This is a genomic window from Neorhizobium sp. JUb45 (genome assembly GCF_004343585.1).
GTDB lineage: Bacteria > Pseudomonadota > Alphaproteobacteria > Rhizobiales > Rhizobiaceae > Neorhizobium.
The window spans coordinates 216,155-240,116 of the sequence record NZ_SLYW01000001.1; the positions used below are offsets into that span (position 1 = coordinate 216,155).

Annotated in this window: 20 protein-coding genes; 17 read left to right on the top strand and 3 right to left on the bottom strand. The window is 60.6% G+C overall.

The window, feature by feature from the left end:
* Positions 1–78: 78 nt before the first annotated feature.
* The 9 genes from EDF70_RS00915 to EDF70_RS00955 all read left to right on the top strand — a co-directional run bounded on the left by EDF70_RS00915 (position 79) and on the right by EDF70_RS00955 (position 9,815).
* Positions 79–705, top strand: a complete 627-nt coding sequence (locus EDF70_RS00915; RefSeq protein ID WP_132271379.1) for a TetR/AcrR family transcriptional regulator — start codon at positions 79–81, stop codon at positions 703–705.
* A gap of 53 nt (positions 706–758) precedes the next feature.
* Positions 759–1,901 carry an efflux RND transporter periplasmic adaptor subunit gene (locus EDF70_RS00920; RefSeq protein ID WP_132271380.1) on the top strand — a complete coding sequence of 381 codons (1,143 nt, stop codon included), beginning with the start codon at positions 759–761 and terminating at the stop codon, positions 1,899–1,901.
* 27 nt (positions 1,902–1,928) lie between these two features.
* Positions 1,929–5,084 (top strand): efflux RND transporter permease subunit, encoded by a 3,156-nt coding sequence (locus tag EDF70_RS00925; RefSeq protein WP_132271381.1) that lies wholly within the window; start codon positions 1,929–1,931, stop codon positions 5,082–5,084.
* 165 nt (positions 5,085–5,249) lie between these two features.
* Positions 5,250–6,233, top strand: coding sequence for a thiosulfate ABC transporter substrate-binding protein CysP (gene cysP, locus EDF70_RS00930; RefSeq protein WP_132271382.1), 984 nt, complete (start codon positions 5,250–5,252; stop codon positions 6,231–6,233).
* A 200-nt stretch (positions 6,234–6,433) separates the two neighbouring features.
* Positions 6,434–7,258 (top strand): sulfate ABC transporter permease subunit CysT, encoded by an 825-nt coding sequence (gene cysT, locus EDF70_RS00935; RefSeq protein WP_132271383.1) that lies wholly within the window; start codon positions 6,434–6,436, stop codon positions 7,256–7,258.
* Between the two features lie 3 nt (positions 7,259–7,261).
* The gene (gene cysW / locus EDF70_RS00940) at positions 7,262–8,140 is read left to right on the top strand and encodes a sulfate ABC transporter permease subunit CysW (protein ID WP_132271384.1); all 879 of its coding nucleotides are present in this window, start codon (positions 7,262–7,264) and stop codon (positions 8,138–8,140) included.
* Positions 8,137–9,156: a sulfate/molybdate ABC transporter ATP-binding protein gene (locus EDF70_RS00945; RefSeq protein WP_132271385.1), complete on the top strand. Its 1,020-nt coding sequence runs from the start codon at positions 8,137–8,139 to the stop codon at positions 9,154–9,156. Before cysW ends, EDF70_RS00945 begins: the two co-directional genes overlap by 4 nt.
* 76 nt (positions 9,157–9,232) lie before the next feature.
* The gene (locus EDF70_RS00950) at positions 9,233–9,511 is read left to right on the top strand and encodes a type II toxin-antitoxin system ParD family antitoxin (protein ID WP_132271386.1); all 279 of its coding nucleotides are present in this window, start codon (positions 9,233–9,235) and stop codon (positions 9,509–9,511) included.
* On the top strand, positions 9,501–9,815 hold the full coding sequence (locus tag EDF70_RS00955) for a type II toxin-antitoxin system RelE/ParE family toxin (protein ID WP_132271387.1): 315 nt from the start codon (positions 9,501–9,503) through the stop codon (positions 9,813–9,815). Before EDF70_RS00950 ends, EDF70_RS00955 begins: the two co-directional genes overlap by 11 nt.
* Before the next feature lie 21 nt (positions 9,816–9,836).
* Here the strand turns inward: EDF70_RS00955 and EDF70_RS00960 are convergent, their stop codons facing one another.
* Both EDF70_RS00960 and EDF70_RS00965 read right to left on the bottom strand, forming a co-directional pair.
* Complete coding sequence (locus EDF70_RS00960) at positions 9,837–10,943, bottom strand: DNA alkylation repair protein (RefSeq protein WP_132271388.1); 1,107 nt, start codon at positions 10,941–10,943, stop codon at positions 9,837–9,839.
* Between the two features lie 276 nt (positions 10,944–11,219).
* Entirely contained in the window at positions 11,220–12,656 is a 1,437-nt protein-coding gene (locus EDF70_RS00965; protein ID WP_132272516.1) for an NAD-dependent succinate-semialdehyde dehydrogenase, read from the bottom strand.
* Between the two features lie 442 nt (positions 12,657–13,098).
* Between EDF70_RS00965 and EDF70_RS00970 the strand changes: the two genes are divergently transcribed.
* Positions 13,099–15,030, top strand: a complete 1,932-nt coding sequence (locus EDF70_RS00970) for a HAMP domain-containing methyl-accepting chemotaxis protein (RefSeq protein ID WP_132271389.1) — start codon at positions 13,099–13,101, stop codon at positions 15,028–15,030.
* A 66-nt stretch (positions 15,031–15,096) separates the two neighbouring features.
* Here EDF70_RS00970 and EDF70_RS00975 read toward each other — a convergent pair whose 3' ends face one another.
* Positions 15,097–16,284: an acyl-CoA dehydrogenase gene (locus EDF70_RS00975; protein ID WP_132271390.1), complete on the bottom strand. Its 1,188-nt coding sequence runs from the start codon at positions 16,282–16,284 to the stop codon at positions 15,097–15,099.
* A 100-nt stretch (positions 16,285–16,384) separates the two neighbouring features.
* On the opposite strand from EDF70_RS00975, the gene EDF70_RS00980 reads away from it, so the two are divergent.
* The 7 genes from EDF70_RS00980 (at position 16,385) to EDF70_RS01010 (ending at position 23,952) form a co-directional block, all read left to right on the top strand.
* Positions 16,385–17,302, top strand: a complete 918-nt coding sequence (locus EDF70_RS00980) for a LysR family transcriptional regulator (RefSeq protein ID WP_132271391.1) — start codon at positions 16,385–16,387, stop codon at positions 17,300–17,302.
* Positions 17,303–17,330: 28 nt separating this feature from the next.
* On the top strand, positions 17,331–18,008 hold the full coding sequence (locus EDF70_RS00985; protein ID WP_132271392.1) for a phosphoribosyltransferase: 678 nt from the start codon (positions 17,331–17,333) through the stop codon (positions 18,006–18,008).
* An 83-nt stretch (positions 18,009–18,091) separates the two neighbouring features.
* A complete protein-coding gene (locus EDF70_RS00990) occupies positions 18,092–19,147 on the top strand; it encodes a dipeptidase (RefSeq protein WP_132271393.1) in 1,056 nt (351 codons plus the stop codon).
* Positions 19,148–19,214: 67 nt separating this feature from the next.
* Positions 19,215–20,858: an ABC transporter substrate-binding protein gene (locus EDF70_RS00995; RefSeq protein WP_132271394.1), complete on the top strand. Its 1,644-nt coding sequence runs from the start codon at positions 19,215–19,217 to the stop codon at positions 20,856–20,858.
* Positions 20,859–21,122: 264 nt separating this feature from the next.
* The gene (locus tag EDF70_RS01000) at positions 21,123–22,190 is read left to right on the top strand and encodes an ABC transporter permease (protein WP_132271395.1); all 1,068 of its coding nucleotides are present in this window, start codon (positions 21,123–21,125) and stop codon (positions 22,188–22,190) included.
* Positions 22,187–23,119 (top strand): ABC transporter permease, encoded by a 933-nt coding sequence (locus EDF70_RS01005; RefSeq protein ID WP_132271396.1) that lies wholly within the window; start codon positions 22,187–22,189, stop codon positions 23,117–23,119. Before EDF70_RS01000 ends, EDF70_RS01005 begins: the two co-directional genes overlap by 4 nt.
* Entirely contained in the window at positions 23,116–23,952 is an 837-nt protein-coding gene (locus EDF70_RS01010; RefSeq protein WP_132271397.1) for an ABC transporter ATP-binding protein, read from the top strand. Before EDF70_RS01005 ends, EDF70_RS01010 begins: the two co-directional genes overlap by 4 nt.
* The last annotated feature ends 10 nt before the right edge of the window (positions 23,953–23,962 follow it).

The window sequence follows — 23,962 nt, forward strand, 5'->3', positions numbered from 1 at the left end:
TGCCGAGCGATTGACAAACACCCATTGTCGAATTACGACTGACGAAAATTAAAATTCGTCAGTCGTAACGGAGCAGACATGAGCGACAGCCTTCAGGCCAGTCATGCCGCCGCCAGCGCCCAAGCAGGAGATGTGCGGTCGGAAAATATCGCGCGTATTCTGGACACTGCCGAACGCCTGTTCCGGCACTACGGTTACACCAAGACCAATGTGGCCGACATTGCCAAGGAACTCGGCATGTCGCCCGCAAACATATACCGGTTCTTCGCCTCCAAGGCGGAGATCCATCAGGCATTGGCGCGCCGCATGCTGGCCGCCAGCTATGATCTGGCAGTCGCCAATGCCCACAGCGGCAAGACTTTTGCCGACGGTCTGCGTGCCTATGCGCTTGGCCAGCATCGGATGACGCTTGAAACCATGCTGCATGAGAATAAGGTGCACGAAATGGTTGTGATTGCCATGGAGCAGCAGTGGCAGGTCATCGAAGAGCATATAGAGCGGATCCGCATTCTTGTCGCGGAACTGATTGATCAGGGCATCAAGGCCGGCGAGTTCCGCCAGCAGAATGTCGAAATCGCATCGGATTGTTTCATGCAGGCGACGGTGGCGCTGTGCCATCCTCAGATCATTGCAGACTGCCTTGCTGACAGCCGGCTGGCAACGCCGGAAGATCTCGTTGAATTCGCTATCAGGGCGCTCCGCTGATCCCCATAGGGGCAAGCAGGTGCGTCAGGTTTCAATCGCATGGGAGTGCGGTCATGTCGTCGTTTTCGAAATTGTCCATCGGCCTTGTTCTGGCCTCCACGCTCACCATTCTCGCCGGTTGTTCGGAAGAGAAAAAGCCGGAAACGGCCGAGGTCCTGCGACCGGTAAAGGTTGCCGAAATCGGTGCTGCCGATGAAGGACGCGCACTCGTCTATTCCGGCTCCGTCCGGGCACGAAAACAGATGGATCTGGGTTTTCGCGTCGCTGGAAAAATCACCGAGAGGCTGGTTGATGTCGGCGAGCGGGTAACGCCCGGCACGGTTCTTGCCCGTCTTGATGCCGTGGATCTGCAACTGGCCGTCCGCCGTGCCGAGGCCGATCTGGCATCCGCCGAAAAGCAGGTGGAAATTTCGACGCTTGCCCGCCGCCGCGCCGAAAACCTTGCTTCCAAGAACATCGCACCGCAGGCCGAGCTGGAGCAGAGCGTGCTTGCCGCCGATCAGGCGCTGTCGGCCCTTCAGTCGGCCGTCTCTGCGCTGGAGCAGGCGCGCAACCAGGTTGCCTATGCGCAACTCAAATCCGACGTGAACGGTATCGTTACCGGCGTCAGCGCCGAGGCTGGCCAGGTGGTTGCTGCCGGTACGACGGTGATTTCCGTTGCAGTCGATGGCGAGAAGGAAGTCGAGATCGCGGTGCCGGAAAACGACATCGCCCAGTTCCGCCCCGGCAAGACGGTTTCGGCGACGTTCTGGTCCTATCGCGACCTGACGCTGGAAGGCAAAGTCCGGGAAGTGTCCGGCAGTGCCAACACCCAGTCGCGCACATTCATGGTCCGTGTCAGCCTGCCGGATGATGAACAGTTGCGGCTCGGCATGACCGGCATGATCACGGCGCGCACCGATGGTGCGGTTGCCGCCTATTCCGTGCCGCTTGCCGCCGTCACCCAGAAGGACGGCAAGTCGATCGTCTGGATCGTCGACAAGGCCAAGGGTACCGTGCATGCGAGGCCCGTTACCGTTGCCGGTTTTTCCGATGACGGCGTGCGGATCGCCGATGGGGTCAAGCCCGGTGAAACGGTCGTCGCCGCGGGAACGCAGTTCATGGCGGAAGACATGAAGGTGCGAGTGCCGGGCGCTGCCACGGCAGAAGCGGAAGGCAACACCCAGACGGCGCCCCACAGCGCTGATCGCTCGTAACGGCGCCGGATAGAGGGAAAAGAGATCATGTCGTCCTCCGATCACACACCTTCCGGCCCCGAAAAGACGCCGGAAAAGCAACCTTTCAACCTTTCGCGCTGGGCGATTGCCCATCCGAGCATCGGCCGGTTCCTGTTCGGCCTGATCATCGTCATCGGTGCGCTCGGCATCATGAACATGGGCCAGAAGGAAGATCCCGATTTCACCTTCCGCGTCATGGTGGTGCAGGCCGTCTGGCCGGGCGCCTCGCTTCAGGAAATGCAGGATCAGGTCGCCAACAAGATCGAGCGCAAGCTGCAGGAAACCCCGCATCTCGACTGGGTGAAATCCTATTCGCGCGCCGGCAGCACGATCATCACCCTGCAGATCAAGGGCGATACCAATGCCGCCGAGGTGGCCGATGCCTTCTATCAGGTGCGCAAGAAGGTCGGTGACATTACCGACCTGCCGAGTGGCCTGCTCGGGCCTTATTTCAACGACGAATTCGGCGATACCTATATCACCCTGCATGCCATCAGCGGTGAAGGCTACAGCTATCCGGAGCTGAAGAAATACGCCATCCAGGCGCGCGACATGCTGATCGCCACACCCGGCGTCGAAAAGGCCGTCATCCTCGGTGACCAGGCGGAAAAGATCTATATCGACATCTCGTCCAAGGTTCTGGCCGAGCACAATCTAACCTTCACAGACCTCCAGAACGCCCTTGCTGGGCAGAACACCGTCGATCCGGCCGGAAATGTTGAGACCTCCAGTCGTTCCGTCCGGATCGCGGTGGAGGGCGGCGTCACGACGCCGGAAGATGTGCGCGAGCTGCGGCTGCGTACCGGCTCGGACGTGATCCGTCTCGGCGATATCGCTACCGTGTCCTCAGGGCTTGTCGAACCCTATGAGCGCAAGTATCGCTTCAACGGGCATGACGGCGTGCAGGTCGGTGTCGTGATGGCGCCCGGCTTCAAGGTGACCGATGTCGGCACCTCGGTCGAGGCGACCTATGAGCGCTTCATCGCCTCCATGCCGGTCGGCGTGTCCGTCGATCAGGTTTCCAATCAGCCGGAAGTGGTGACCGAAGCTGTCGGCGAGTTCACGCAGGCGCTGATGGAAGCGCTGGTGATCGTGCTGGCCATCTCGCTGATCTCGATCGGCTGGCGCTCGGGCATCATCATCGCCATCGCCATTCCGCTGGTTCTCGCCGCCACGCTCGGCATCATGTACACGCTCGGCATCGAATTGCAGCGCATCTCGCTCGGCGCGCTGATCATTGCGCTCGGCCTGCTGGTGGATGATGCGATGATCGTCGTGGAGATGATGGAGCGAAAACTGGAAGAGGGGCTGCCAAAACTCGAGGCTGCCACCTTCGCCTACTCCTCCACCGCATTCCCGATGCTGACGGGCACGCTGATCACCGTTGCGGGCTTCATTCCGGTCGGTTTCGCGGATTCGACCGCCGGCGAATATGTGCGCTCGCTGTTTTATGTCGTGGGCATCGCGCTGGTGGTTTCGTGGTTCGTCGCCGTCTATTTCACGCCATGGATTGGCTATATGCTGCTGAAACAGCGTGCGCATGCGGGCACCCATCACGATGCCTATGACACGCGTTTCTACCGCGGCCTGCGCCACTCGGTCGGCTGGGCGGTCAAGCACCGGGTGATCGTGCTGCTTCTGACGCTCGGCGTGTTTGCCGGCAGCCTGTGGTCGTTCCAGTTCATTCCGCAAAGCTTCTTCCCGCAATCGTCGCGGCCGGAAATTCTGGTCGATATGTGGCTGCCGGAAGGCACCTCGATCGAAGAAACGGAACGTCAGGCCAAGGCGCTGGAAGACCGCATCCTGCCGGATCCCGACAAGAGTTTTGTCGCCACCTATATCGGCGAGGGCGCGCCACGCTTCTTCCTGCCGCTCGACCAGCAGCTTCGCAACCCCAACTATGCGCAGCTGCTCGTCATGGCCAAGGATGTGGAATCCCGCGAACGGATGATCGAAAAACTGCGCAAGACGCTGGCGGAAGATTTCCCGACGGTACGCGGCAAGGTCGATCGCCTGTTCCTCGGCCCTCCGGTCGGCTGGGCAGTGCAGATGCGCGTGCTTGGACCCGATCGTGACGAAGTGCGCCGCATTGCCGATCAGGTGAAGGAACGTTTCCACCAGAACCCGGTTCTCGGCGCGGTGCATGACGACTGGCTGGAAAAAGTGCCGGCGATGAAGCTTGTCATCGATCAGGACCGTGCCCGTGCGCTCGGCGTCTCTTCGCAGCGTGTGCGCCAGATGCTCTATGCCGCCACGACCGGTGCGCCGCTGGGTGATTTCCGCGATGGCGAGGAAACGGTCTCGATCGTTGCCCGCGAACCGGCGGAAACCCGCAAACTGCTGTCGGCGGTGGAAAGCGTCTATATTCCGACCGATAGCGGCGCCTTCGTGCCGGTGTCGCAGATCGCCCGCGTCGAGCCGGTGCTGGAAAACGGCATCGAGTGGCGCCGCGACCGCCTGCCGACCATCACCATCAAGGCGACCGTGCCGGATAGCGTGGAGCCGACCGATCTTTCGGCAAAACTCTACAATCAGCTGGGTGATATCCGCGCGCAACTGCCGGCCGGCTATAGGCTGGAAATCCAGGGCGGCGCGGAAGATGCGGCCGAAAGCCAGCAGTCGATTGCCGCCAAGGCGCCGGTCATGCTGCTTGTGATCGTGGCGCTGCTGATGATCCAGTTGCAGCACTTTGGCAAATCGATGCTGGTGCTTGCCACCGGTCCGCTCGGCATCATCGGCGCTGCAGCCGCACTTCTGATCAGCGGCGCGCCATTCGGCTTCGTGGCGATCCTCGGGGTCATCGCGCTGCTCGGCATCATCATCCGCAACTCGATCATCCTGATCGACCAGATCGACCAGGATATCGCGGCGGGGATGCATAAAGCCGAAGCGATCGTCGGGGCCGCCGTGCGGCGTTTCCGGCCGATCATGCTGACTGCCATGACCGCCGTGCTGGCGCTGATCCCGATCTCTTGGGGTCTGTTCTGGGGGCCGCTCGCCTATGCGATGATGGGCGGCATTCTGGTGGCCACGGTGCTGACCATCTTCGTGCTGCCGGCCGGTTATGCGCTGTTCTTCGGTCGCGAGCCGAAAGAGACGGAAAAGCCTTCGGACCAGCAGAACGAGCCGCAACAGCTCGACCTGCCGATGGCGGCGGAATAATCAAATGCGAGGCCCGTTCCGCGATGTTGGAACGGGCCTCGCCAATTGGGCTTACCTTTGGTGGAAAATTCTCCCTCGCCCATGCGCGTGAGTGGTGGATTTCTCGCGCGGCCTCATGTCGCCGCATATGTTTGCGTCAATCGCAAATTCCACCGGAGACTTTTGATGAAGCGCCTTCTGATCCTCGGCACCGCCCTGGCAGCCCTTTTCGTGCAGCCCGCCTTCGCGCAGGAGCAGAAACTGCTCAACGCCTCCTATGACGTTGCCCGCGAACTGTTCGTTGCCGTCAACGAGGCCTTTGTGAAGGGCCATCCGGGTGTGACCATCGACCAGTCGCATGCCGGCACGTCGAAGCAGGCGCGCTCGATCGTTGAGGGTCTGGAAGCCGACGTGGTCACCTTCAACCAGTCGACCGATATCGATTTCCTCGCCAAGAACGGTTTTGTTTCGAAGGAGTGGACCAAGGCATTCCCGAACGAGGCCTCGCCCTTCTATTCCTTCCCGGCCTTCCTGGTGCGCGCCGGCAATCCGAAAAACATCAAGGGCTGGGCCGATCTGGCGCGTGACGACGTTCACGCCGTCTTCCCGAACCCGAAGACCTCCGGCAATGCACGCTACACCTATCTCGCCGCCACCGCATGGGCGAAGGAAGAGTACAAGGACGACGCCGAGAAGGTCGAAGCCTATATCACCAAGATCTTTGACAACGTTCCGGTGTTCGACACCGGCGGTCGCGCCGCCACCACCACATTCGTCGAGCGTGGCCAGGGCGACGTGCTGATCACGTTCGAGGCGGAAACCCGCGGCATCGAAAAGCAGTTCGGCAAGGACAAGGTCGAAAGCGTCATCCCGTCCGTCAGCCTGCTGGCTGAATTCCCGGTCGCCGTGGTCGACAAGGTTGCCAAGAAGCACGGCACCGAAGCGCTGGCAAAAACCTATCTCGACTTCCTCTATACCGAAGAGGGCCAGAAGATCGCCGCAGAGTTCGGCCACCGCGTCCATAACGAAAAGGTTGCGGCCGAGTTCAAGGATCAGTTCCCGGAAATTCGTCTCGTCAAGGTCGATGACGTGTTTGGCGGCTGGGAGAAGATCCAGAAGGAACACTTTGCGTCTGGCGGCACGCTCGACAAGCTCTACGGCAGCCGGTAACTCTTTCCCAGCATTGAGCCTGACCACATACTCTTCCTTCATGCTCGGGCCTGTCCCGAGCATCTGCTGAGCCAAATGGAGGCCACGGTAGATCCTCGGCACAAGGCCGAGGATGACGGCAAGCAAGAGGCCGGCTCCATCACTCCTCTCACCGGCGGATTTCCCATCCGCCGGCTTTTGCCAATTAAGGAACCGAGTGCGTGAGACGTCGCAATGTCCTGCCCGGCCTGCCACTATCGCTGGGCGTGACCCTGTTTTATGTCGGCCTGATCGTCGTGCTGCCGCTGGTGGCGCTGGTTTTCAAGGCGGCAAGCCTCGGGCCTGCGGATTACTGGCAGATCGTCTCGTCGCCGCGCGCCGTGGCGAGCTATCGCGTCACAGTGCTGTCAGCGCTGGGTGCCACCATCTTCAACCTGTTTTTCGGGCTGTCGCTCGCCTGGGTGATCACCCGTTACCGTTTTCCCGGCCGGCGTATCGTCGATGCCGTGGTCGATCTGCCATTCGCGCTGCCGACGGCGGTGGCCGGTATCGCGCTGACGGCGCTGTTTGCCAATAACGGCTGGTTCGGTTCGGTGCTCGAAAGCTGGGGCATCAAGGTTGCCTATACGCCTTTGGGCATCATGATCGCCATGTGCTTTACCTCGCTGCCCTTCATCGTGCGCACCGTGCAGCCGGTGCTGGAGGATCTCGATCCGGCGCTGGAAGAGGCGGCGCAATCGCTCGGCGGTTCCGACTGGACGATCTTTCGAAAAGTCATCCTGCCACTTTTGACCCCGGCACTTCTCGCCGGTGTATCGCTCTCCTTCGCGCGTTGCCTCGGCGAATTCGGCGCGATCATTTTTATCGCCGGCAACCAGCCGATGTCGACGGAAATCACCGCATTGCTGATCTTCATCCGGCTGGAGGAATATGATTATCAGGCGGCGGCCGCGATCGCCTCGGTGCTGCTGCTCACCGCCTTCTTCATGCTCGGCATCACCAACTGGCTGCAGGCGCGGGCGCTGCGTTACACGGTGAAGGGATAGGTCATGAGCACGCTTCCTACCCGAAAGAAGCCGCCGCGTGTCGGCGACAATCCCATTTTTCGCCGCACGCTGATCGGTATCGTGCTCGTTCTCGTCGCCTTCGTTATTGTCGCGCCGCTGATCATCATCGGCGTCGAGGCATTTTCGAAAGGGTGGGTGGTTTACCGCGATACGATCATCCATCCCGATACGCTGCATGCCATCGGCCTGACGGTGCTGGCGGCGCTGATCGCCGTGCCGGTGAATACTGCCTTCGGCATTGCCGCGGCCTGGGCGATCACAAAGTTCGATTTCTGGGGCAAACGCTTTCTGCTGGTCGTGATCGAGATCCCGTTCTCGGTGTCGCCCATTGTTGCCGGTGTCGCCTATCTGTTCGTCTACGGGCTGCAGGGCCTGTTTGGTCCGTTGCTGGATGCGTATGACATCAAGATCCTGTTCGCCGTGCCCGGCATCATCATCGCCTCGATGTTCGTGACTGCACCTTTCGTGGCGCGCGAACTGATCCCGCTGATGCAGGCGCAGGGGCGTGATCTCGAGGAGGCGGCCACCTCGCTCGGGGCATCCGGTTTCCGCACTTTTCTTTCGGTGACGCTGCCCAATGTCAAATGGGCGCTGCTGTACGGCGTCATTCTCTGCAATGCGCGTGTGATGGGCGAGTTCGGGGCGGTTTCGGTCGTTTCCGGCAATATTCGGGGCCAGACCAACACGCTGCCTCTGCATATCGAACTGCTCTACCACGATTATCAGGCGGCGGGTGCTTTCGCCTCCGCCTCCATCCTGGCGACCATCGCCGTCTTCACCATCATCGCCAAGGTCCTGCTCGAAAGACAGGGCGCCGGCCGCGTCCGCAAAACCGCCAACCCGGCAGAGAAAATCGCATGAAGATCCGCCTGGAAAATGTCGTCAAAACCTTTGAGAACTTTCGCGCCGTGAAGGATGTGTCGCTGGATATCGAGAGTGGCGAACTGGTGGCGCTGCTCGGCCCCTCCGGCTCGGGCAAGACCACGATCCTGCGCATGGTGGCGGGACTGGAATATGCCGATGGCGGCCATATCCATTTCGGCGATCAGGATGCCACCGACATTCCGGTGCGCGACCGTGGCGTCGGTTTCGTGTTCCAGCACTACGCGCTGTTTCCGCATATGACGGTGGCCAACAATATCGCTTTCGGCATGAAGGTTTCGAAGGTGAAGCGCGACAGGGCAGCCATTGAGGCCCGCGTCACCGATCTGCTGCGACTGGTGCGCCTCGAAGGTCTCGGCGATCGTTTTCCGGCACAGATTTCCGGCGGCCAGCGGCAGCGCGTGGCTCTTGCCCGTGCCCTTGCCGTCGATCCAAAGGTGTTGCTGCTCGATGAACCTTTTGGCGCGCTCGATGCCAATGTGCGCCGCGACCTGCGCCGCTGGCTGCGCGAAATCCACTCGGAACTGGGGATCACCACGCTGTTCGTTACCCACGATCAGGAAGAGGCGCTCGATCTTGCCGACCGGGTGGTGATCCTGAAGGATGGCCAGATCGTGCAGCAGGGCACGCCGCAGGAGGTCTGCCGCGATCCGCAATCGGCCTTCGTGATGAAGTTTCTGGGGGATGCCAATGTGATTGCGGCAGAGGTGCGCGACGGGCGTGCCCATGTCGGTGATATTTCGGTAGAGGCGCCCGGCGTGGTGGACGGCAAGGCCGAGCTTTACGCGCGCCCCGCCGATCTCGACTGGTCGGCTGAGGGGCCGGGTATCGCCGCGACGATTTCGCGCGTGCTCGACCGCCCGGATGGGCGGCGGGTGCTGGCGGTGACAGCAGCCGGCGAACAGTTGGAATTCAATGTCGAGCCGGAACGGGTGGTGACGGCGGGTGAGGGTGGTTTTGTGACGCTGCGGCGGGCGAAGGTGTTTGCTGTTTAGGAAAGACCGACCCCAATCCCGTTGGCTGATTTCGAAGATGGTGGTAATAATTCGCACCATCTTGAGAAGGCAGACGATGTCCAAGGTCGAGAAAGTCAGCATTTCCATGACTCCGCAACATGCCGAGCTTTTGCGCGATGCGGTGCAAAGCGGCGCCTATGCGAGCGGAAGCGAAGTGGTGCGTGAGGCCCTGCGCGACTGGTCGGCAAAATGGATCGAAAAGCGCGAGACCACGGCCAGACTGCAGGCCCTGTGGGAAGAAGGCAAGAACAGCGGCCCGGCCGTCGAACTTGATCTCGACGCCGCGCTGGATGAAGCTCGTGAGGAACTGGCTGCGGCGATCCATGGCCGTTAAGCTGGTGTGGACCCCGAAGGCTCGGGCCGACGTCAAGCAGATCTACGTCGATATCGGCAGGCACCAGCCCGATAGCGCTGAACGCTACTTTGCCAATTTGCGGCACAAGGCACAGATGTTGACCGAGCATCCTCGCCTGGGCACGCGCCAGCCGTCGATTTTTCGAACGGCGCGAATGATTGTCGAAGCGCCTTATATCATTCTCTACGAGACCCGGCCCGATACCGATGATGGTGATGTCCATACGGTGGAAATCGTGCGGGTCGTGGATGGCCGGCGCGACCTTTCCACCCTGTTCAAGTGATGCTGCCTACAGGTTCTGGATTCACCCCAAAATCTCGAACGCCCCTTCCGCCAGTACCTCACCATTGACGATCAGTTCCACCGCATGTCGGCCGGGGTAATGCACGCGCGTGGTGAAATCTCGGATGGCGCGGCTGATGGAAAGGTCGATACCGGCACCAGCATGCAGCGTGATCTCCTTCCATTTGAACACCTTTTTCGAGGTGCCGCTTGCTTTCTTCACGTAATGCACCGCGTAATCGACCACGAGCTTTTGTGATGCCTCCGACGTCGAAACGAGATGTGTGGAAATCTTCACCGCGCCGCCGAGTTTCAGAGATGACGGTGTCACCGAGAAATTGTCGACCACCACCTCGGCCTTGTGGCCGGCACCCAGAACATGCAGGGCGCGGGCATCTCCCTTCTTGATCAGCGTGCGCAGGGCCTGCCGGATGATCCAATTGCTGTGCACATTCGTCTGGTCCCAGCCGGCAATCTTTTGCAGCACCCAATCCGGGTGGTCCTTGGTGATGTCGTTCAGATGGTTGGCGACGGATTTGCGGACATAGAGCGCCGGGTCGCTTTTCAGGTTTTCAAGGATGTTTGATACCGGTGCGGGATCGGCGATCAGTTCCTTGAGCTGAAACGACCATGGCAGGCGCGGGCGGCAGCCTTCCGAGGCGAGGCGGCGGACATGCTCGTTGTCATCCTTTGACCAGCCTTCCATGACTTTCAGCGTGCGAAAAAAATCCTTTTGCAGGAAGTGGCGGATGGCGAATTCCGACGAGCCGAACTGCGTGAAGAACGCGAGCGCCTGCATGGAGAGGTCGAAATGATCGTGACCGTAAAGCGCCACATATTCCGGCGGCGTGATCGAGGCAAAGCCGTGGTTGATGCGTGGCGCCAGTGCCCGCAGGATCTCGATATTCTTTTCGTAAGGGCCGGGCAGGGTGGCGTGAAAGGACACGGCGATCTGCCGCAGGCGCTGCATAATGCTGAGACCGTCCAGCCCTTCGGATGCCAGCGCCAGAAACCGTTCGCGGTCGAAGCCCGGATGGATGGCGGCTGTCTCGTTGGCAAAATGCTGCAACCGGTCGCGGTTGAAGATTTCCTTGAGGAGTGGGGCGGGTTCGGGCGAGGTGTCAGTCATCAAGGTGTCCGCAGGTTATGGCAAGGGGCGTTATCCATCTCTCCTCCGTCATCCTAGGGCTTGTCCCTAGGATCCAACCACGTCTGACAATGAAGCTCGGCAGACCCTCGGGACAGGCCCGAGGGTGACGTCGAGAGTGAGGAGAGGCTGTTGTCACCAACTCGCCAATGTTCACTCTTTGTTTTCGTATGCCATTCCCCTCACGCACACAAGCCCAAAACAAAACGGCCGGAGTTTTCACTCCGGCCGTCCCGTCATTCACATGAGGCTGGTGGATCAGCTCATCTGGCTGACATACTTGGTTTCGAGATAGGCCTGAACGGCTTCCGAACCACCTTCCGTGCCATAACCCGAATCCTTGATGCCGCCGAACGGCACTTCCGGCAGGGCAAGGCCGTTGTGGTTGATGGTCAGCATGCCGGCCTCGACCTGACGGCCGAGTTCGTGCGCGGTCTTGACCGAGCCGGTGAAGGCATAGGATGCGAGGCCGAAGGGCAGGCGGTTGGCTTCTGCAACGGCATCCTCGAAGGTCGAGAAACGGTTGACGATGGCGACCGGGCCAAACGGCTCGTCGTTCATGATTTTCGCCGAGGTCGGAACATTGGCGAGAACGGTCGGCTCGAAGAAATTGCCCTTGTTGCCGATGCGCTTGCCGCCGGTCTTCAGCTCGCCGCCGGCAGAGACGGCGTCCTGAATGAGGGCTTCCATGGCCGGGATGCGGCGCTCGTTGGCGAGTGGTCCCATGACCGTGTCGGCTTCAAGACCGTTGCCGACCTTGATGGCGGCGGCCGCCTTGACAAAACCGTCAAGGAACTTGTCGGCGATGCCATCCTGAATGAGGAAGCGGGTCGGCGATACGCAGACCTGACCGGCATTGCGGAATTTCGAAAGCGCCGTGACTTCGATTGCCTTTTCCAGATCGGCATCGTCAAAAATCATCACCGGTGCATGGCCGCCGAGTTCCATCGTGGCGCGCTTCATGTGCTTGCCGGCAAGCGCTGCGAGATGCTTGCCGATCGGCGTCGAGCCGGTGAACGAAATTTTGCGGATGACCGGATGCGGGATCAGGTATTCCGACACTTCGGCCGGCACGCCATAAACCAGACCGATGACACCGGCCGGAACGCCGGCATCGGCGAAGGCGCGGATCAGTTCGGCAGGCGATGCAGGCGTCTCTTCCGGTGCCTTGACGATGATCGAGCAGCCGGCTGCAAGAGCAGCCGAAAGCTTGCGGACGATCTGGTTGATCGGGAAGTTCCACGGCGTGAATGCGGCAACCGGGCCGACCGGCAGCTTGATCGCCATCTGCGAGACGCCGGTGAAACGGGCCGGGATGATCTGGCCATAGGTGCGGCGTGCTTCTTCGGCGAACCAGTCGATCGTGTCGGCGGCGCCGAGCACTTCCATCTTGGACTGGGCGAGCGGTTTACCCTGTTCGCGGGTCATCATGTAGGCGATCGCATCGGCGCGTTCGCGCAGGTTATCGGCGGCCTTGCGCATGATCTTCGAGCGTTCGAAGGCCGACGTGTCACGCCAGATCTTGAAACCCTTGTCGGCAGCTTCCAGCGCCAGATCAAGGTCGGCCTTGCGGGCATGGGCGATCTTGCCGATCACTTCGTCGGTCGCCGGATCGGTCACTTCGATGGTCTCGCCCGCGACGGCATCGCGCCATTCGCCGGCAATGAAAAGCTTGACGTCGGGATAGGTAGTCATGGTGTCCACTTTCGTTCTCAGAAGGGAGGGTCGGCAAGGGCCGGCGCTAGGCCGGCAAATGGAATAGCGGTCTTGAGGTAGGATAGATGGGACCGACAATCAACAGCTTGATGAAAAGTAATACTAAATGATTTCACCGAGGCGACATCGAACGAATCTGCTGCCATGCCGAACAGAAAGTGCAGTTTTTGATGCGCCGCACAAAATAATCAGCAATCCAACTAATTTCGTAAGACATTGTTTATCGCTAAGAATCATATCGAGGCTGCGGCCTGCACATCCGATTTTGATTCATGACACCGGCCCTTGGTCGTCTCTCGTTCTGTCTCGGTCAAACACGATGCGCCGCTTCCCAATGACTGGGTAAAAACGTGCTCTGCCAAATCTGAAACCGATGACCTTCGGCACGGGAAGGGAACGGCTCATCTCTTTTGGATCAAAAATGACCATTTTGGAAAAGACCGGAATTCGAACGAAGATCCTTGCGATCATTCTTCTTCTCTGTGCCGCCGGCCTTGGCGCCGTCGCTTATCTGTCCGCTGAGTTCAAGGCATCCGACGAAGCCTATTTCGACTTCATCAGCCGGGATAACCGTGCCACGCTGGAGGTGGCGCGCGCCAACCGCAACCTTATCGGCCTGACGCTGACCGCCTACCAGACCACGTTTTATGACCCGCAGCACCCAATGTACAAGTTTGCGGCCGACGACTACGTTTCCACCAAGGAATATGTGCTGACGCAGCTTGGTCGGGCACGCAATCTGCTGCCGCAGCATGCGCAGCAACTGGATGGCCTTATCACCAGAATGCGTGCCGTTATCGCGCAGACGGATCAGGCGATCGATTTTGCCGCCCGTTCGCAGGATGCGCAGGCGAAAGTGGCGCTGGAAAAGGCTGACGCGCTGGTCAATCCGCTCAGCGACGATATCCTCTCCTTCCTGCTGGCGCGGATGAGCGATGTCGAAGACCGCAGCAAGGCGCTGACCGCAAACAACAGTTCGCTGATCATATCTACGCTGGTTGCCGTCGTCGCCATGTTCCTGGCTGTCATCGGTGCGGCGCTGTTCGTGACGTCTCGGGGTATCACCACGCCTATCGTGCGTCTTCGCGAGCGCATGCTGTCCCTCGCGGCCGGTGATACGGCATCCGAGATCGACGGTATGGACCGCAAGGATGAAGTCGGTGAAATGGCACAGGCCGTGCAGGTCTTCCGCCAGAACGCGGTCGAGCGCGCGCAGTTGGCGCGGGAAACCGAGGCGAACCGTTCGCTCTCTGAAAAGGAACGTATCGAGCGCGAAAAGCAGAAGGCGCAGGAAGCAGCCGATGTGCAGTTCGCCGTCGACAGCCTGGCCGGCGGGCTTGCAAAGCTTTCCGATGGCGATGTGGCCTATCGCATCACCCAGCCCTTCACGCAGAACCTCGACAGCGTCCGTGGCGATTTCAACCAGTCGGCCGAAAAGCTGCAGTCAGCGCTTGTGCAGGTGTCGCAGAATGCCCGCGGCATCAATGCCGGCACGAACGAGATCAAGGCTGCAGCCGACGATCTGGCCAAGCGCACCGAACAGCAGGCCGCCGCCGTGGAAGAAACGGCTGCCGCTCTCGAAGAGATCACCACCACTGTGAAGGATTCGACCAAGCGCGCGCAGGAAGCCGGTGCGCTGGTGTCGCGCACCCGTCAGGAAGCCGAGCATTCCGGTGAAGTCGTTCGCCGCGCCGTCATCGCCATGGAAAAGATCGAACAGTCTTCCGGCGAGATCGGCAATATTATCGGCGTGATCGACGACATCGCCTTCCAGACCAACCTGCTGGCACTGAATGCCGGTGTGGAAGCGGCGCGCGCCGGTGAAGCCGGAAAGGGTTTCGCTGTCGTTGCCCAGGAAGTGCGTGAGCTTGCCCAGCGTTCGGCCAATGCGGCCAAGGAGATCAAGACGCTGATCACCACCTCGAACGAACAGGTTCAGGAAGGTGTCGACCTGGTCGGTGCGACCGGCACCGCGCTGGAAAAGATCGTCGTCGAAGTGCAGGAGATCAACCGCCACGTGGCGGCGATCGTCGAAAGTGCGCAGGAGCAGTCGTCAGGCCTTCAGCAGATCAACACCGCCGTCAACCAGATGGATCAGGATACGCAGAAGAATGCGGCCATGGTCGAAGAATCCACGGCAGCAAGCCATGGTCTGGCCCGCGAGGTGGCGTCGCTCAACCAGTTGCTCGGCCAGTTCAAGCTTGGCTCCGAGATGATTGCATCCGCCCGTCTTGCCCGCCCGGCCGAAAAACCGGTGGCATCACCGGCGCGCGCACTCGGTCGCAAGATCGCCTCAGCCTTCTCCGGCAATGCCGCGATCGATACAGCCAGGGACGAGTGGCAGGAATTTTGACACCTGTCGCATGATCTGAATGGAAAAAAATCCGGGCGCCCATCGCGCCCGGAACTGTTTGCGGGATCAGAAAAACGCCTGAATGCCCGTCTGCGCGCGGCCCAGGATCAGCGCATGGACATCATGTGTGCCTTCATACGTGTTCACCGTCTCGAGGTTCTGCGCGTGGCGCATGACATGGTATTCGATCTGGATGCCGTTGCCGCCATGCATGTCGCGGGCCTGACGGGCGATGTCGAGCGCCTTGCCGCAATTGTTGCGCTTGACGATGGAGATCATTTCCGGCGCCATCTTGTGCGCATCCATCAACTCGCCGACGCGCAAGCTCGCCTGCAGGCCAAGGGTGATTTCCGTCTGCATGTCGGCGAGTTTCTTCTGGTAAAGCTGCATGCCGGCCAGCGGCTTGCCGAACTGTTTTCTGTCGAGCCCGTATTGGCGGGCGCGGAACCAGCAGTCTTCGGCAGCCCCCAGCACACCCCAGGAAATGCCGTAGCGGGCGCGGTTGAGGCAGCCGAACGGACCCTTGAGGCCCGAGACATTCGGCAGAAGCGCATCCTCGGTGACTTCCACGCCATCCAGCACGATCTCGCCGGTGATCGAGGCGCGCAGCGAAAGCTTGCCGCCGATTTTTGGCGCCGACAGGCCCTTCATGCCCTTTTCCAGCACGAAGCCACGGATCTCGTTGTTATGCGCTTCCGACTTGGCCCAGACGACGAACACGTCGGCGATCGGTGCGTTGGAAATCCACGTCTTTGAACCGCGCAGGCGGTAACCGCCCTCGATCTTTTCGGCGCGGGTCTTCATGCCGCCGGGGTCGGAGCCGGCATCCGGCTCGGTCAGGCCAAAACAGCCGATCAGATCGCCGGAGACGAGGCCGGGCAGATATTTCTGTTTCTGCTCATCGGAGCCGTAGGCGAAGATCGGGTAGATGACGAGAGAGGATTGCACGCTCATCATCGAGCGGTAGCCACTGTCGATGCGTTCGATCTCTCGGGCGACGAGGCCATAGGCAACATAGGAGGCGTTGGCGGCGCCAAATTCTTCCGGCAGGGTGACGCCGAGAAGGCCGGTCTGGCCCATCAGCTTGAACAGGCCCTTGTCGGTGGTTTCGTCCAGATAGGCTTCCTGCACACGCGGCAGAAGCTCCGATTTCGCGAAGGCTGCGGCAGTGTCGCGGATCATCCGCTCGTCTTCGCTGATCTGCTCGTCAAGCAGAAACGGGTCTTCCCAGGAAAATGCGGTACGCGTGCTCACGATCATGCCTCCAATATCGTTGTGAGCTTCATTGTCCGCGAGGGTTTGATGATCGGCAAGCGTTGTTTACTCATTTCGCCATGAGGTATAGGAATGGCGGATGATCACTGCGAGCCGCAGATTGCTGCCTTCCACCGGTGCGCTTGCCGCTTTCGATGCGGTGGCGCGGCTCGGCAGTTTTTCCGCAGCCGCCGAAGAACTTTCCCTGACGCAAGGGGCTGTCAGCCGCCAGATTTCCGGGCTTGAGGACCAGTTGGGCGTCATGCTGTTCGAGCGCAGCAGCCGTGGCGTCGGATTGACGGTGGCGGGTGTGGATTACGCCAAATCGATCGGCAATGCGCTGTCGCTGATCCGTTCGGCCTCTCTCAAGGCCATGACGAAAACGCATAATGATCAGCTCAATCTCGCCATCCTGCCGACTTTTGGCACGCGCTGGCTGATGCCGCGCATTCCGCGCTTTGTCGAGCGCCACCCGGAAATCACGCTGAATTTTGCCACCCGTATAGGTGTCTTTGATTTCGAGAAGGATGGGCTGGATATGGCCATCCATATCGGCCTGCCGGACTGGCCGGGGGCGGAATGCACCTTTCTGATGGACGAAATGGTGGCGCCGGTCGCAAGCCCCGCGTTTCTGGCTGCCCATCCCGTTACGGGGGCGGAAGATCTGCGGGCGCTGCCGCTTCTGCACATGGCGTCGCGGCCGGGGGCGTGGAACCACTGGTTCCAGAGCCTCGGGCTTCGGGATGCGCCGTCGCAGGGCATGCGGTTTGAACAGTTTTCCAGCGTCGCGCAGGCCTGTATTGCCGGGCTTGGCGTTGCCTTGATGCCGCTGTTCCTGATCTCATCCGAATTGCGCAATGGCGAGATCACGCAAGCATTTCCGCATCAGGTGCGTAGCCCGAGCGCCTATTATGCGGTAGCACCCGTCGCCAAGACCGATTCCCGTCCTGTCAGCGTTTTTCGCGAATGGCTGGTCGAGGAGATCGGTCGTTACCGCGACGAACCCTATTTCGCGTGACCCGTTTTTCCGGTTGATGGAGAGCCGCATGCAGCCGCACGATTTCTGGCAGGAAGTCTATCCCGCCGACACATTTGACCCGGCAGGCCCGTTCGACACCTTTTATCCGGCGGTGCTGGAGGATGGCCGGCAGATCATGTTGCCGATCCGGCATCTGTCCAACGGCGAAAATGCGCTGGCCTCGCTGATCATCAACCAGGCGAGTTTTGCCGTCCAGGATGCGCTGGCCGATGCGCTTGCGGCCAAGCTGAAACCGTTCGATCCGGAGATCATCGTCGGCCTGCCGACCTTGGGATTGACGCTTGCCGCGGCCGTTGCCCGCCGTCTCGGCCATGGCCGTTACGTGCCGCTCGGGACCTCGCGAAAATTCTGGTACGACGATGCGCTCTCGGTGCCGATGTCGTCGATCACCACGCCGGAATACAGCAAACGGCTCTATGCCGATCCGCGCATGCTGCCGCTTTTGCGTGGCAGCCGTATCGCGCTGGTCGATGACGTGATTTCCAGCGGCTCATCCATTCTCGCTGGTCTGTCGCTGATGTCGGCGATCGGTATCGAGCCGGTCGTCATCGGTGCCGCCATGCTGCAATCGGAGCGCTGGCGCGACACGATCGCCGATATCGATCCCAAATGGCGCGACCATATCGTCGGCGTGTTCAAGACGCCGATGCTTAGCCGAACGGATGATGGTCACTGGACCAAATAAGATGATTTTTTCCGGCTTGCCGAGTGTGTGGAGTTCTGAATAGGATCAGCGCTTCGCATTTGCAGCAGAGATCTGGAAAATTCATGGAACTGGTGTTCGACGGCCATAACGACGTGCTTCTCCGGCTTTGGAGGACCATGAAGGGGGGCGGCGATCCGGTCGCCGAGTTTTTCAAGGGAACCTCCCAGGGGCATATCGATGCGCCGCGCTCGAAAATCGGCGGTCTGGCCGGCGGTATCTGCGCCATCTACATTCCCTCCGGCGACCTGATCCTCAAGGAACCGGATGCCGACGGCCATTACGAAACGCCGCTGGCGGCCCCGCTCGACCATCTGCCATCGCTCAACATCGCCATGGAAAAGGCCTCGATAGCGCTGCGTCTGGAGCGTGCCGGTGCATGGCGTTTGTGCCGCTCGACGGCGGATATCCGCAAGGCGATGGAAGACGGCGTGTTTGCCGCCGTGCTGCATATGGAAGGCTGCGAGGCGATCAGCGCCGATCTCGCCGAACTCGACGTGTTCTACGCTAGCGGCCTGCGTTCGCTCGGCCCCGTCTGGAGCCGTCACAACATTTTCGGGCATGGCGTGCCGTTTGCCTATCCGATGTCGCCGGATACCGGGCCGGGTCTCACCGATCTCGGTTTCGAACTGGTCCGTGAATGCAACAGGCTCGGCATCCTGATCGATCTCGCCCACATCACCGAAAAGGGTTTCTGGGATGTGGCAAAAACCACCGACCAGCCACTGATCGCCAGCCATTCCAACGCGCATGCGCTGACGCAGGTTGCCCGCAACCTTACCGACAAGCAGATGGACGCCATCAAGGAGAGCCGCGGTCTCGCCGGTCTCAACTACGCCGTCACCATGCTGCGGCCGGATGCGCGCGACAATGCCGCCACGCCGCTCTCCGACATGGTGCGCCATATCGATTACATGGTGGAGCGCATGGGCATCGATTGCGTGGCGCTCGGATCCGACTTTGACGGTGCAACCGTACCGGCCGACATTCACGATGCGGCCGGCAACCAGAAACTGGTTGCGGCCCTTCGGGACGCGGGCTACGCTCCTGAAGAAATTGCCAAATTGTGCCGGGAGAACTGGTTGCGCGTGCTGGGAGAAGCCTGGCACGAGAAGGCCTGACCAGCCGAGATTTTCGATCCAAAAAAACAAAGACAATAACGGGCAACAAAACAACGGGACGACCATCATGATGAACTCTCTCAACACACGCATGCGCATTCTGTCCGCAGGCGCCGCCCTTTCGCTGATCACGCTTCTCGCACCGCAGGCCTTTGCCGCGACGCCGGCCGACACGCTGGTCGAAGGTTTTGCCATCGACGACATCATCACGCTCGATCCGGGCGAGGCCTTCGAGCTTTCGACCGCCGAAGTGACCGCCAACAGCTACAGCAAGCTGGTCGGTCTCGATCCGGCAGATACGTCCAAGGTCGTCGGTGATCTCGCCGCCAGCTGGACCGTATCCGATGACGGCCTGACCTATACGTTCAAGCTGAAGCCCGACCTGAAATTCGCTTCCGGCAACCCGGTTACCGCCGAGGATGTGGCTTTCTCGTTCGAACGCGCCGTCAAGCTCGACAAGTCGCCGGCCTTCCTGCTCACCCAGTTCGGCCTGACCGGCGACAACGTGACCGAAAAGGCCAAGGCCACTGACGCCACGACCTTCACCTTCACCGTCGACAAGGCCTATGCGCCGAGCTTCGTCCTCAACGTGCTGACGGCAACGGTTGCTTCCGTCCTCGACAAGAAGCTGGTTTCGGAACATGCCAAGCCGGCAACGCCGAGCGCCGAATACAAATACGATACCGATTTCGGCAATGAATGGCTGAAGACCGGTTATGCCGGTTCCGGCCCGTTCAAGGTGCTGACATGGCGCGCCAACGAGGCCGTCATTCTGGAAGCCAACCCGAATTATTACGGCGAAAAGCCAAAGCTGAAGCGCGTCATCTATCGCCACATGAAGGAAAGCTCGGGCCAGCGCCTGGCGCTTGAAAACGGCGATATCGACGTTGCCCGCAACCTCGAGCCGAACGACCTGAAGGCCATCGAAGGCAAGGACGGCCTGTCGAGCACATCGGCGCCGAAGGGCACGATCTATTATTTCAGCCTCAACCAGAAGAACAAGAACCTCGCCAAGCCGGAAGTGGCCGAGGCGATGAAATATCTGGTCGATTACGATGCGATCGGCGCAACGCTGATCAAGGGTATCGGCGAGATCCACCAGAACTTTCTGCCCAAGGGCCAGCTCGGTGCCAGCACCGAAAACCCTTACAAGCTCGACGTTGCCAAGGCCAAGGAACTGCTGGCCAAGGCCGGCCTGAAGGATGGTTTCACCGTCACCATGGACGTACGCAACACGCAGCCGGTGACCGGCATTGCCGAAAGCGTGCAGCAGACGCTGGCGCAGGCCGGCATCAAGCTGGAAATCATTCCCGGCGACGGCAAGCAGACGCTGACGAAATTCCGCGCCCGCACCCACGACATCTATATCGGCCAGTGGGGTTCGGACTATTTCGACCCGAACTCGAATGCCGAGACCTTTACCGTCAACCCGGACAATTCCGACGAAGGCAAGAACAAGACGCTGGCCTGGCGTAATGCTTGGGACGTGCCGAAGGAACTGTCGGACGCCGGCAAGGGCGCGCTTCTGGAAAAGGACGCCGAAAAACGCGCTGCCATCTATCAGGACCTGCAGAAGAAGGTGGCGGCGGTCAGCCCGTTCGTGATCGTCTTTCAGCAGACGGAAGTGGCAGGTTTCTCGTCGAAGCTGAAGGGCTACAAGCTTGGCCCGAGCTTTGATACGAACTTTGTGTATACGGTCTCCAAGGACTGATTGTAGGGGGATTTTAGCGCGGAAGGCTTGGCGAAGTTATCTTCTCCCCAAGGGGGAGAAGGTGGCCCGAAGGGCCGGATGAGGGGGAGCGAAGCCACTGATATGTGGTGTCGTGTGGCCCCCTCATCGCCTCGCTGACGCTCCGGCACTTCTCCCCGGTGGGGAGAAGATGCTGGCGGCAGTCTTTCGTGTCCCATCGACCATTCGCCTAACGTTCAGACGACGGGCATTCGGCAGTCCTCGCAATACACTCAGGAGATCTTCTTGACTCTCACCGATACGACGGCCGTGACGCGGCGCAACCGGCGCCGTGCTTCCTCATCGGGAAAGGCGATCTTTCGTTTCCTGGTGACGGTCGTCACGACTTTCTTAGGCCTGCTCGCCGTCACCTTTTTCATCGGCCGCGTCATTCCCATCGATCCGGCGCTTGCCATTGTCGGTGACCGGGCGCCCGCCCATGTGGTGGAACGCGTGCGCGAGCAGCTGGGGCTGAACCTGCCGCTTTACCAGCAGTTCTATTTCTATGTGCGCGATGCGCTGACCGGCAATTTCGGCACGTCCGTTCTCACCACCAATCCTGTGATGGACGATATCCGCCGCGTGTTTCCGGCAACCATGGAGCTGGCGACGATCGGCACCATTTTCGGCTCGCTGATCGGCATTCCTCTCGGTGTGCTCGCCGCCGTCAAGCGCGGCTCGATTGCCGACCAGATCGTCCGCGTTGTCGGGTTGATCGGCTATTCGGTGCCGATCTTCTGGCTCGGGCTTCTGTCGCTGGTGCTGTTTTACGCAAAACTGCGCTGGGTGGCCTATCCCGGCCGGCTCGATATCGTCTACGAATTCACGTTTACGCCGATCACCGGTTTCTTCCTGTTCGACAGCGCCATTCTGGGCCAGTGGGACGTCTTCTGGGATGCGTTCCGCCACATCATCCTGCCCGGCGCGCTGCTCGGCTATTTTTCGCTCGCCTATATCAGCCGCATGACACGCTCCTTCATGCTCAACGAGCTGCAACAGGAATATATCGTTGCCGCCCGCGCCAAAGGCCTGTCGGAAACGCGGATCATCTGGTTTCACGCGCTGCGCAATGCAGCCGTGCCGCTGATCACCGTGATCGCGCTTTCCTATGCAGGCCTGCTGGAAGGATCGGTGCTGACCGAAACCATCTTCTCATGGCCGGGGCTCGGCCTTTACATCACCAATTCGCTGCAGAATGCGGACATGAACGCGGTTTTGGGCGGAACGATCATTGTCGGTTCCGTCTTCATCGCCATCAACCTCCTGTCCGACCTTCTTTACCGCACGCTTGATCCAAGGACACGCAGCCGATGAGCGCGACGGTCGATACATTGAAACCCTACAGCCGGGAATGGCTGCTTTCCGACCGTCCCACCTCGCGCCATCAGGCACGGCTTGGCCGCGCCTATGTGATATGGCGGCGGTTTTCCGAGAATCGGCTGGCGCTGCTCGGCCTCGGCATCATCATCCTGCTGCTGTTCGTCGCCGCCTTTGCCGATGTGCTGGCGCCGTATAATCCGGTGCAGGGCGATCTGATGAACTCCCGGCTGTTAGCCCCGGGATCGCCCGGTTACTGGCTCGGCACCGACGATCAGGGCCGCGATATTCTCTCGCGCCTGATCCACGGTTCGCGCCTCACATTGATGGTGATCGTGCTCGTTGCTGTCATTGCAGCGCCGATCGGTCTGATCGTCGGCACCGTTTCCGGTTATGCCGGTGGCTGGGTGGATGCGATCCTGATGCGCATCACCGACATCTTTCTGGCCTTTCCAAAGCTGGTTCTGGCGCTGGCGCTGGTGGCTGCACTCGGCCCCGGCATCGAGAACGCCATTCTGGCCATCGCCGTCACCTCATGGCCGCCCTATGCGCGCATTGCCCGCGCCGAAACGCTGACATTCCGCAATTCGGAGTTCATCTCGGCTGTAAAACTGATGGGCGCTTCGCCTTTCCGCATCGTGCTGCGTCATGTCATGCCGCTCTGCCTGTCATCGCTGATCGTGCGCGTGACGCTGGACATGGCCGGCATCATTCTGACCGCCGCCGGTCTCGGGTTCCTCGGGCTGGGCGCACAGCCGCCGTTGCCGGAATGGGGTGCGATGATCGCCTCCGGTCGCCGCTTCATTCTCGACCAGTGGTGGGTTGCGGCCATGCCGGGTTTTGCCATCCTGATCGTCAGCCTCGGTTTCAACCTGTTGGGCGACGGCCTGCGTGATGCGCTCGATCCGAAGGAGGCCGGCCAATGACGGCTCCTCTCCTGACGGTTGACGACCTGCGCGTCACCTTTCCCACCCGCACCGGCGAGATCCAGGCCGTGCGCGGCGTCTCGTTCACGCTCGGCAAGGAACGCCTTGGCATTGTCGGCGAAAGCGGATCGGGCAAATCACAGACCGGCCGCGCCATCATGGGCCTGACGCCGGGCCATGCCAGGATCACCGCATCGAAGCTGGAATTCGATGGTATCGACCTGTTGAAGGTAACGCCGAAACAGCGTCGGGACCTGCGCGGCAAGCGCATCGGCATGATCCTGCAGGACCCGAAATATTCGCTGAACCCGGTGATGACGATCGGCAAACAGATCATCGAAACGCTGCTGGCGCACGAAAAGATCAGTCGTTCGGAGGCGCGTGATCGTGCGCTAAAAATGCTGGAGCAGGTGCAGATCCGCGATCCGGAGCGCGTGTTCGGGCTTTATCCGAACGAGGTTTCGGGCGGTATGGGCCAGCGGGTGATGATCGCCATGATGCTGATCTGCGGGCCGGAACTGCTGATCGCCGACGAGCCGACCTCGGCGCTCGATGTGACGGTGCAGCTCGACGTGCTCTCGATCCTCGACAAGCTGGTGGCCGAGCGCGGCATGGGGCTGGTGTTCATCAGCCACGATCTGCGGCTCGTCTCGTCATTCTGTGACCGCGTCATCGTCATGTATGCCGGCCGTATCGTCGAGGAACTGCCGTCCGCCGATCTGGCGCAGGCGAAACATCCTTATACGCAAGGCCTGCTCAACTGCCTGCCGACCATCGGCACCGATCGGCATCCGCTGCCAGTTCTGGAGCGCAAGGTGGAGTGGTCGGCGTGATGACTGGAAT